At 62.8% G+C, this 10,148-nt stretch carries 11 protein-coding genes; all 11 read left to right on the top strand.

The features are described from left to right. Positions 1-231 precede the first annotated feature (231 nt). The 11 genes from trbB to ACXAIC_RS24360 are packed head-to-tail and all read left to right on the top strand — an operon-like array spanning position 232 to position 9,810. Positions 232-1,221: a P-type conjugative transfer ATPase TrbB gene (gene trbB, locus ACXAIC_RS24310; protein WP_475186929.1), complete on the top strand. Its 990-nt coding sequence runs from the start codon at positions 232-234 to the stop codon at positions 1,219-1,221. Further along, positions 1,218-1,550 carry a TrbC/VirB2 family type IV secretion system protein gene (locus tag ACXAIC_RS24315; RefSeq protein ID WP_475186930.1) on the top strand — a complete coding sequence of 111 codons (333 nt, stop codon included), beginning with the start codon at positions 1,218-1,220 and terminating at the stop codon, positions 1,548-1,550. Before trbB ends, ACXAIC_RS24315 begins: the two co-directional genes overlap by 4 nt. Continuing rightward, positions 1,550-1,831 (top strand): VirB3 family type IV secretion system protein, encoded by a 282-nt coding sequence (locus tag ACXAIC_RS24320; protein ID WP_475186933.1) that lies wholly within the window; start codon positions 1,550-1,552, stop codon positions 1,829-1,831. The genes ACXAIC_RS24315 and ACXAIC_RS24320 overlap by 1 nt, the downstream gene beginning before the upstream one ends. A gap of 14 nt (positions 1,832-1,845) precedes the next feature. Continuing rightward, the gene (gene trbE, locus ACXAIC_RS24325; RefSeq protein ID WP_475186936.1) at positions 1,846-4,278 is read left to right on the top strand and encodes a conjugal transfer protein TrbE; all 2,433 of its coding nucleotides are present in this window, start codon (positions 1,846-1,848) and stop codon (positions 4,276-4,278) included. Beyond that, positions 4,275-5,030: a P-type conjugative transfer protein TrbJ gene (gene trbJ, locus ACXAIC_RS24330; RefSeq protein ID WP_475186938.1), complete on the top strand. Its 756-nt coding sequence runs from the start codon at positions 4,275-4,277 to the stop codon at positions 5,028-5,030. Before trbE ends, trbJ begins: the two co-directional genes overlap by 4 nt. Positions 5,031-5,050: 20 nt before the next feature. After that, positions 5,051-5,323 carry a putative entry exclusion protein TrbK-alt gene (gene trbK-alt / locus ACXAIC_RS24335; RefSeq protein WP_475186940.1) on the top strand — a complete coding sequence of 91 codons (273 nt, stop codon included), beginning with the start codon at positions 5,051-5,053 and terminating at the stop codon, positions 5,321-5,323. Between the two features lie 3 nt (positions 5,324-5,326). Further along, complete coding sequence (trbL, locus tag ACXAIC_RS24340; protein WP_475186942.1) at positions 5,327-6,679, top strand: P-type conjugative transfer protein TrbL; 1,353 nt, start codon at positions 5,327-5,329, stop codon at positions 6,677-6,679. Beyond that, positions 6,676-7,365, top strand: coding sequence for a conjugal transfer protein TrbF (gene trbF / locus ACXAIC_RS24345; RefSeq protein ID WP_475186944.1), 690 nt, complete (start codon positions 6,676-6,678; stop codon positions 7,363-7,365). The genes trbL and trbF overlap by 4 nt, the downstream gene beginning before the upstream one ends. Beyond that, positions 7,362-8,411 (top strand): P-type conjugative transfer protein TrbG, encoded by a 1,050-nt coding sequence (gene trbG / locus ACXAIC_RS24350; RefSeq protein WP_475186947.1) that lies wholly within the window; start codon positions 7,362-7,364, stop codon positions 8,409-8,411. The genes trbF and trbG overlap by 4 nt, the downstream gene beginning before the upstream one ends. Beyond that, positions 8,408-9,574: a TraB/TrbI/VirB10 family type IV secretion system protein gene (locus ACXAIC_RS24355; protein WP_475186948.1), complete on the top strand. Its 1,167-nt coding sequence runs from the start codon at positions 8,408-8,410 to the stop codon at positions 9,572-9,574. The genes trbG and ACXAIC_RS24355 overlap by 4 nt, the downstream gene beginning before the upstream one ends. Before the next feature lie 2 nt (positions 9,575-9,576). Next, a complete protein-coding gene (locus tag ACXAIC_RS24360; RefSeq protein ID WP_475186951.1) occupies positions 9,577-9,810 on the top strand; it encodes a DUF2274 domain-containing protein in 234 nt (77 codons plus the stop codon). Positions 9,811-10,148: the final 338 nt, after the last annotated feature.

The raw sequence follows: 10,148 nt of genomic DNA on the forward strand, positions 1-10,148 counted from the left end.
GGTTCTGGCACAAATCGCCGACCACAAGATCAATCGCATCAACGAACTCATGCCTTGGTGTTACGCTGCAAAAGCAGCGTAACAGAGCGCGTCGCCGCCATGAAGACCGGCTTCACCGGACGGACACGCTACTCCGCTGCCAAAAAGCTATTGAATCCCTCCAAAATCAGGTCCTTTTAATCATCCCCGTCCGGGAGCGTGCGTGTCGTCCCTGGCATCAACGGGGATCCCATGGCACCATCACATCAAGAACCGGAAGGCCAGGCACGCAGCGCGCGGATGCTCCGCACCGCGCTCGGGCCGGCGATCGCCCGTCTTCTGGAAGATCCTGCCGTCATCGAGGTGATGCTGAACCCGGACGGGCGCCTCTGGATTGACCGCCTCTCCGAAGGCTTGTCTGACGCGCGTGAACGCCTATCGCCAGCCGACGGCGAACGCATTATTCGCCTGGTCGCGCACCATGTCGGTGTGGAGGTTCATGGTGGTGCGCCGCGCGTCTCGGCCGAGCTTCCCGAGTCGGGAGACCGGTTCGAAGGCCTTCTTCCTCCTGTCGTTGCCGCACCGACCTTCGCCATCCGCAAGCCTGCCGTCGCCGTTTTTACCCTCGAGGATTACGTTGCCGCCGGGATCATGACACCAGCACAGGCCGAGACACTCCGCTCGGGCGTCGCGGCACGCGCTAACATTCTTGTCGCCGGTGGTACGAGCACCGGCAAGACCACGCTGACCAACGCCCTGCTTGCGGAAGTTGCCAGGAGCTCCGACCGTGTCATCCTCATCGAGGACACCCGCGAGCTGCAATGCGCCGCGCCCAACCTCGTCGCCATGCGCACCGGGGAAGGCGTCGCCTCCCTGTCCGACCTCGTCCGCTCTTCCTTGCGTCTGCGCCCCGATCGCATCCCGATCGGTGAGGTGCGCGGACCGGAAGCTCTTGACCTCCTCAAGGCCTGGGGAACGGGCCATCCCGGCGGCATCGGCACGATCCATGCCGGTTCCGCCATTGGTGCCCTGCGCCGGCTCGAACAGCTCATTCAGGAAGCCGTCGTCACTGTCCCACGCGCCCTGATCGCGGAAACGATTGACCTCATCGCCGTCCTTGCCGGACGTGGGTCCCAGCGGCGGCTCGTGGAACTTGCCCGTGTCGTGGGTCTCGGTCCAGACGGCGACTACCGCGTTTCCCCCGCCGTTCCTGCCCCCACCCATTCAGGAGATCCTTCATGATCCGAACCATCTTTCGTGTACGACGTCATATCGCGACGGCCGTAGCCATCACTCACGTTAGTCTGCTGGCCGTTCCAACAGCACACGCTGCTGGATCCTCCATGCCCTGGGAGGCGCCGCTTCAGTCGATCCTGGAATCCATCGAAGGCCCTGTCGCCAAGATCGTCGCGGTGATCATCATCATCGTGACGGGACTGTCTCTGGCCTTCGGCGATACGTCCGGCGGGTTTCGGCGCTTGATCCAGATCGTCTTCGGCCTGTCGATCGCCTTCGCCGCCAGTTCCTTCTTCTTGTCCTTCTTCTCTTTCGGCGGCGGGGCGCTCGTCTGATGGTGAAGACATTCGAACAGCAAGATGTGGTGCCGGGTTTCACCGTCGCGGTTCATCGGTCCCTGAGCGAACCGATCCTGCTTGGTGGAGCTCCCCGCGCCATTGCGATCCTGAACGGCACTTTGGCTGGCGCCGTCGGTCTCGGCCTGCGTCTCTGGCTGGTCGGGCTTGTCATCTGGCTCATCGGGCATCTGGCCGCGGTCTGGGCCGCAAAGCGCGATCCGCTCTTCGCTGAAGTTGGACGCCGGCATCTGCGCTTTCCAGCGCATCTGGCTGTTTGAGCGGGGACCGGTCGATGATGAACCTTGCCGAATACCGCACGCGCAACAGCCGCCTTGCCGATTATCTGCCCTGGGCTGCCCTGGTTGAGAAGGGCGTGGTGCTCAACAAGGATGGCAGCTTCCAACGCACGGCCCGGTTCCGTGGCCCGGATCTCGACAGTGCCGTTCCGGCTGAACTCGTCGTCGTCACCGGCCGTCTCAACAATGCCTTTCGCCGGCTTGGGTCCGGATGGGCGATCTTCGTCGAGGCGCAGCGTCATGCTGCCAATAAATACCCAGACAGCAGCTTTCCGGATCCGGCTTCTGCGCTGGTCGATGCGGAGCGCAAGGCAAGCTTCGAAGAAGCCGGTGCGCATTTCGAGTCGAGCTATTTTCTGACCTTCACCTATCTGCCGCCGGACGAAGAAGCCGCCCGCGCGGAACGCTGGCTGTTCGAGGGCCGGGAGACCAAAGGCCTCAATCCACACGAGGTGCTGACCGGTTTCATCGACCGCACCGACCGGATCCTCCAGTTGATTGAGGCCTTCATGCCCGAATGTCTCTGGCTCGATGACGCCAGGACGCTGAGCTATCTGCATTCGACGGTCTCTACCAACAGGCATCAGGTCCGCGTGCCGGAGACGCCGGTCTATCTCGATGCGTTGCTTGCGGATCAGCCGCTTGCCGGCGGCCTGGAGCCACGGCTCGGAGACAGGCATCTGCGGGTCCTCACCATTACAGGATTCCCGTCCGTGACGACGCCGGGCCTGCTCGACGACCTCAACCGGCTGGCCTTTCCCTATCGCTGGTCGACACGGGCGATCCTCATGGACAAGACGGATGCGACCAAGCTTCTCACCCGGATCCGCCGCCAGTGGTTCGCCAAACGCAAATCCTTAGCTGCGATCCTGAAGGAGGTGATGACCAACGAGCAATCGGCACTCGTTGACACCGATGCCGCGAACAAGGCGGCAGATGCCGATCTGGCACTTCAGGAACTCGGCGCAGACCATGCCGGCATCGCTTATGTCACGGCAACCGTCACGGTCTGGGATACGGACAGCAAGGTGGCCGACGAGAAGCTACGGCTCGTGGAAAAAGTCATCCAGGGCCGCGATTTCACGGCAATGCCGGAGACGATCAACGCGGTCGATGCCTGGCTGGGCAGCTTGCCAGGCCATGTCTATGCCAATGTCCGCCAGCCGCCAATCTCGACTCTCAATCTCGCCCACATGATCCCCTCAAGTGCGGTGTGGGCGGGGCCGGGGCGGGACGAGCATCTTTCGTCTCCTCCCTTGCTCTATGGCAAGACGGAAGGCTCGACCCCGTTCCGGTTTTCCCTTCATGTCGGCGATGTCGGCCATACGCTGGTCGTCGGCCCGACAGGGGCGGGCAAGTCCGTCCTTTTGGCGTTGATGGCGCTGCAGTTCCGAAGGTACCGGAACTCCAGGGTGTTCGCCTTCGATTTCGGGGGATCGATCCGTGCAGCGTGCCTCGCCATGGGCGGTGACTGGCACGATCTCGGCGGCGGCCTCACCGAAGGCAGCAGCGTGTCGCTGCAGCCTCTTGCCCGGATCGAGGCCGCCACTGAGCGCTCCTGGTCCGCCGACTGGATCGCTGCCATCCTCATGCGCGAAGACGTCTCCGTCAACCCGGACGTCAAGGAGCATGTCTGGACGGCGCTGACGTCGCTTGCCTCTGCGCCGGTAGAAGAGCGAACGCTCACCGGACTTTCCGTGCTGCTCCAGTCCAACGATCTCAAACAGGCTCTGCGACCCTACTGCATCGGCGGGGCCCATGGCCGCCTGCTCGATGCGGAATACGAGCACCTGGGGTCAAGCGACGTCCAAGCCTTCGAGACCGAGGGGCTGATCGGCACGGGTGCGGCACCTGCCGTGCTCGCCTATCTGTTCCACCGGATCGAGGACCGGCTCGACGGATCGCCGACCCTGATCATCATCGATGAAGGCTGGCTGGCGCTCGACGACGAGGGATTTGCGGGCCAACTCCGGGAATGGCTGAAGACGCTTCGCAAGAAGAACGCCTCCGTCGTCTTCGCCACACAGTCGCTGTCCGATATCGATGGATCGGCCATCGCACCGGCGATCATCGAGAGTTGCCCGACGCGGTTGCTTCTACCGAACGAGCGTGCGATCGAGCCGCAGATTGCCGGCATCTATCGCCGCTTCGGTCTCAACGACCGCCAGATCGAGATCCTCGCACGGGCGACACCCAAGCGCGATTATTACTGCCAGTCCCGGCGCGGCAACCGGCTCTTTGAACTGGGCCTGTCCGAAGTCGCGCTGGCCCTTTGCGCGACCTCCTCGAAGACCGATCAGACCGCGATCAGTGGAATCCTCGCGGACCACGGCCGTGGAGGTTTCCTCGACGCCTGGCTGCGCCACCGCGGTCTTCCCTGGGCGGCCGATCTCATCCCCGACCTCACCAACCTGGAGACCTCTTCATGACGTTCCGCCGATCCCGCGCAGTTGTTGCGGCCGCCGCGCTCCTTACCATTCCCGCATTGGGCTCCGTCGCGCTGGCTCCGCCGGCCTATGCCTGGCGGGTCGTGTTCGATCCGTCGAACTATGCCCAGAATGTACTTACGGCGGCGCGAACGCTGGAGCAGATCAACAACCAGATCGTCCAGCTTCAGAACGAAGCGCAGATGCTGATCAACCAGGCCCGCAATCTGGCCAGTCTTCCCTATTCGGCCCTGCAGCAGCTCCAGCAGTCCGTGCAGAGGACACAGCAGCTTCTGCAAGAGGCTCAAAACATCGCCTTCGACGTCCAGCAGATCGATCAGCTGTTCCAGCAGCACTATGGCAACATCGATCTGAGCGCGAGCGAACAGCAACTTGTCGCTGGTGCGCGCAGCCGCTGGCAGAACACGGTCGGCGGTCTCCAGGACGCACTTCGCATTCAGGCCGGTGTCGTCGGCAATATCGAGACCAACCGCGCCCAGATGTCCGCGCTGATCGGGCAGAGCCAGGGCGCCACAGGTGCCCTTCAGACAGCCCAGGCGGGCAACCAGCTCCTTGCCCTCCAGGCCCAGCAACTTTCCGATCTCACGGCTGTGGTCGCTGCCAATGGCCGGGCGATTGCATTAAGCGAAGCGGAACGAACGGCTGCCGCCGAACAGGGTCGTGTGCAGCGGCAGCGCTTCCTGACGCCGGGCTCCGGCTACCAGCCCGGCAACGTACGCATGTTCAACAACTGATTTTTTGGGAGGAATTTTCCATGGACGGCAGGATGCTGGCCCGGCTGGCTGCAATCGTCTTCGTGGCAATCGCCATCACCGCGAGCCTGATCGAGATGTCCCGCAAGGGGGAGCCGGTGCCTTTATTGTCTGCACCGGCCGCACAGCCGTCCGACGATCCTGTGCGTGCCGATCTACGCCGCTGCCAGCAAATGGGTAGGGCCGCGCTCGATGACCAAGACTGTCTGGCAACCTGGCAGCAGACCCGGGACCGGTTTCTAGGACGTGATCCTCGAACCGTCGAGGAGCGGTGATCCATGGGCGGGACCGGTGTCATTGACAACTTCCTCGGGGTCTTCACAAGTTACATCGACAGCGGCTTTGGGCTGCTCGGTGGTGAGGTCGCGTTCATCGCGACAACCCTCATCGTCATCGATGTGACGCTGGCCGCGCTCTTCTGGTTTTGGGGCGCGGATGACGACATCATCGCCCGTCTGGTGAAGAAGACGCTGTTTGTCGGTGTCTTCGCTTATCTCATCGGCAATTGGAACAATCTTGCCCGGATCGTCTTCGAGAGCTTTGCGGGTCTCGGCCTGATGGCATCGGGCACCGGGTTTTCCGCTGCCGATCTGTTGCGTCCGGGCAAGGTGGCGCAGGTGGGTCTCGATGCCGGCCGGCCATTGCTGGAATCGATCTCCGACCTGATGGGCTGGGTCGCTTTCTTCGAGAACTTCATTCAGATCGCCTGCCTGCTTTTCGCTTGGGCCCTGGTGATCTTGGCTTTCTTCATCCTTTCCATCCAGCTCTTCGTCACGCTGATCGAGTTCAAGCTGACGACCCTGGCTGGCTTTGTACTCATTCCCTTCGGCCTCTTCGGAAAGACCGCCTTCCTGGCCGAGCGTGTCCTCGGCAATGTCATCTCTTCTGGTATCAAGGTGCTGGTACTGGCCGTCATCATCGGCATCGGCTCAACGCTGTTTGCTCAATTCACCGCCGGTTTCGGCGGTATCACGCCGACCATCGACGAAGCGATGGCCGTGGTTCTGGCTGCCCTGTCCCTGCTTGGCCTCGGGATTTTCGGTCCGGGCATCGCGAACGGTCTCGTCTCCGGTGGTCCTCAACTGGGCGCCGGGTCGGCAGTCGGCACCGGCCTTGCGGTGGGAGGCGCTGCAGTGGCCGGAGTTGGGGCCGCCGGGCTGGCGGCCCGTGGTGGCGCGCTCGCCTTGTCCGGAACCGCGGCGGCCGCACGCGGCGGTGCTGCCATCGCAGGCGGAGCCTCGACTGCTTATAGCCTCGGATCGGCCGGCCAATCAGGCGTTTCCGGTGTCGCGTCCGGCCTTGGCGCTGTGACAAGTGCCGGGGCACGAGCTGCGGCTTCACCGCTCAAACGGCTGCAGTCAAAGGCAGCGGAAAGTTTTCAGGCGAGCCATCGATCCGGAGTCCGGACAGCTTTTGAGGCAACGGGCGGCACGATTGGCGACGGAGGCACGCCTGATGTCTCGGCCACGCCCCCAACTCCCGCTGCTGATGGCCCGCCTTCCTGGGCAAAACGCATGAAGCGCTCCCAGCAGCTTTCCCACGGTGTGTCCGCGGCCGCCCATGCCGTCCGGTCCGGCGACAGTCACGGCGGCGGTGCTTCCATCAATCTCCAGACAAGCGATCGCTCATGAGCCTCTTCAAACGGTCTACCGTTCACTACGGCAAATCCCCCGAGCCCGTCACGCCATACCAGAAGGCCACCCAGGTCTGGGACGAGCGCATCGGCTCGGCCCGCGTCCAGGCAAAAAACTGGCGGCTGATGGCCTTCGGCAGCCTCATCCTCTCCGGCGGTTTTGCCACCGCGCTCATCTGGCAGTCCGTCAACGGCTCGGTTGTGCCCTGGGTGGTGCAAGTGGACAAGTTGGGCGAGGCGCAAGTGGTTGCGGCCGCGACAGCCGACTACGAACCGTCCGATCCGCAGATCGCGTTTCATCTGGCACGCTTCATCGAGAAGGTCCGAAGCATTCCCGCCGATGCCATCATCGTCCGGCAGAACTGGCTCCGGGCCTATGAGTTCACCACTGATCGTGGGGCGCTCGCACTCAACGATTACGCACGTTCAAACGATCCGTTTGCCAGGGTCGGGAAGCAACAGGTTGCGGTCGAGGTTTCCAGCGTCATCCGAGCCTCGCCCGGCAGTTTCCGGGTTGCCTGGACCGAGCGGCATTATGAGAACGGCCAGCTTTCCGCGACAGAGCGCTGGACCGCGATCCTGACCATCGTCATCCAGCCGCCCCGCGATGCAGCACGGCTGCGGGCCAATCCGCTCGGCATTTATGTCAATGCCATCAACTGGTCGCGGGAGATGGGGCAATGAAGAAGGTTCTCCGTAAACCCGTGTTTCCGGATTTCCGGATCTCCGCAAGCGCGGCTGTGCTTCTCTGTGCGACGGCTCTGGCGGGCTGCGCCACCTACACACCTCCGCAGATCGGCTACGATCAGACTGTGCCGCCCCTGCCTGCCGTTCCCAAGACTTCGAGCGACGATCGGCCAAAACCCCTTCATACGCCTCCGGCCTGGACACCGGCCAAAGGAGGCAAAGCGGCAAAAACATCAGCTGGCAGGATTGAAAATGCCAACGCGGCCGCGCGTATCGAGCCGCGCCGCGAGGGTTACTACAACGCCATTCAGATCTATCCCTGGTCGGAAGGAGCGCTCTATCAGGTCTACACGGCTCCAGGCAAAATCACCGACATTGCGCTGGAACCGGGGGAAGCCCTGACCGGTGCCGGCCCGATCGCAGCCGGAGACACGGCCCGCTGGATCATCGGAGACACCACCAGCGGCTCAGGCGAGGAGCCTCAGGTCCATATCCTCGTCAAACCGGCCCGCCCGGACATCGAGACTAATCTGGTGGTCACCACCGACCGGCGGGTCTACAGGATCGAGCTTCGCTCAGTCGAGGGTTCTTATATGCCCGCGGTTGCCTGGAATTATCCGCGGTCTCCGACTTCACAGCGTTCCGTCGTCCCGGCAACGCCGCGCATACCGGCAGTCTCAGCACGGAACTACCGGTATGGGCTCACCGGCGACACCCCGCCCTGGCGTCCGGTCTCCGTCTATGACGATGGCAGGCGGGTCTATGTCGAGTTCCCGGGCGGTATCGTCCAGGGGGAGATGCCGCCGGTTTTCGTTCTCGGTCCCGATGGAAACCCGCAAATCGTCAACAGCCGCGTCTACAGGAACATCCTGATCGTCGACCGGATTTTCGGAGCAGCCGAACTCCGGCTTGGCAGTGGCAAGCATCAGCAAACGGTCAGGATCGTTCGGACGGATGGAAGGCGCAATGACCTGACAAAAGGGCAAGCTGCTGGTGATCCTTCAGAGCGACCAACTATCGGCACCGGAGGTGAGGGGGCATGAACGATCAAGAACAGAAACAGGAAGACGGCGGTTCGCACCTGAACTCAGATGTCAAAGCGGCAATGCGGTTGCGGCCAGATCCACCACGCGTGACGCGTCTCTCGCGCAAGGTGCTGGCAGGGGTCGGGTTCGTCGCCCTGCTCGGTATCGGAGGAGCTTTGATCTATGCGCTCCAGGCACCGGACCGGAGCGGCGCGGGCGAGGAACTGTTCTCGACGGAAAATCGCAACACGGCTGACGGACTGAACACGCTGCCGAGCGACTATACCGGCCCGGTGCTGGGACCGCCTCTGCCGGGGGATCTCGGCCGGCCGATCCTCAAGGCGCGGGAGCGCGGACAGCCGGCTGTGCCTCCGGCGATCCAAACGCCGACACTCGACGAGCAGGGACAGCGCCGTCTTGCCGAGGAAGAGGCTGCACGCACCAGCCGGGTGTTTTTCCAGACCGGACAGGCCGCATCGGGCGGAACAGGGCTCGGCGCAGTGCCGCCGATCGGCGGCAGTGCTCCAGGTGGTGTTGCGGCACAAGACAGCAATCTCGCATTCCTGAATGCGTCTGTGGACCGCCGGACCACGGCTCCCGATCGTGTCATGGCGCCTGCATCGCCTTATGTGCTGCAGGCCGGATCCGTCATCACTGCTGCCCTCATCACCGGGATCCGCTCCGATCTGCCCGGGCAGATCACCGCCCAAGTCACTCAGCACGTCTATGACAGTCCGACAGGAAGACTGCTGCTGATCCCTCAGGGCACCCGCATCGTCGGCGAATATTCCAACGATGTCGGCTTCGGTCAGCGCCGGGTTCTGCTTGTTTGGAACCGGCTGATCTTCCCGAATGGCCGCTCCATCGTGCTTGAGCGCCAGCCGGGAGCGGACACGCTTGGGCATGCCGGCCTGGAGGATGGCGTCGATTACCACTGGTGGGATCTCGTCAAGGCAGTCGGGCTGTCGACGCTGCTCAGCGTCGGTGCAGAACTCGCCGCAAGTGACGACGATCGCCTTGTTCAGGCGATCCGCGAAGGTGCCCAGGACACGATCGACGATGCCGGGCAGCAGATCGTCCAACGCCAGTTGCAGGTAGCGCCCACGCTGACGATCCGGCCGGGGTTCCCGGTGCGCGTGATCGTCACGCGTGATCTTGTGCTGGAACCTTACGGAGGATGACCATGGTGAAACTGAAGTTGGGGCCGTTGCCAGACGACAAGCCGGTCAAGGTGACATTGGAACTGTCGGCGAAGCTGCATCGGGATCTGGTGGCCTATGCCGAGATTCTTGGGCGGCAGAGCGGGCAGGAGGTTGAGGATCCCGCCAGGCTGATCGTGCCGATGCTGGAACGGTTTATCGCGACGGATCGTGGGTTTGCGAAGGCGCGGCGGAGTGTCAGTCAAGACGGCAGGTGAGGGATAACGTTCTTTCAGCGGAGCGATGAAGTTGGCTGGCGCGGGGTTTTGGTTGCCACTGCGCCAAAGGGCTGCGAAGCTGATCTGGCTTGGTCCAATACCGTCGTGGACTTCGCGGCAAGCAACGCCGGAATAGCGGGCGTCGACGTTAGCTTCTGCAATAATTTTTCGATTCGGTTGATCGTGCCCCTACCAAGGCTTTCGTTTGGGGAAAACCGTTTCAAACCATCGAAATGAAACAGTGCGATCTAGAGTCTGTGGACATATAGGATTCACAGATCGTGTTTTTTGTGATTCAAGCTTCCTTTTGAGGAGGCTCCCATGCGCAGCGAACGTTT

Source organism: Roseibium sp. AWQ4_254, from assembly GCF_056161025.1.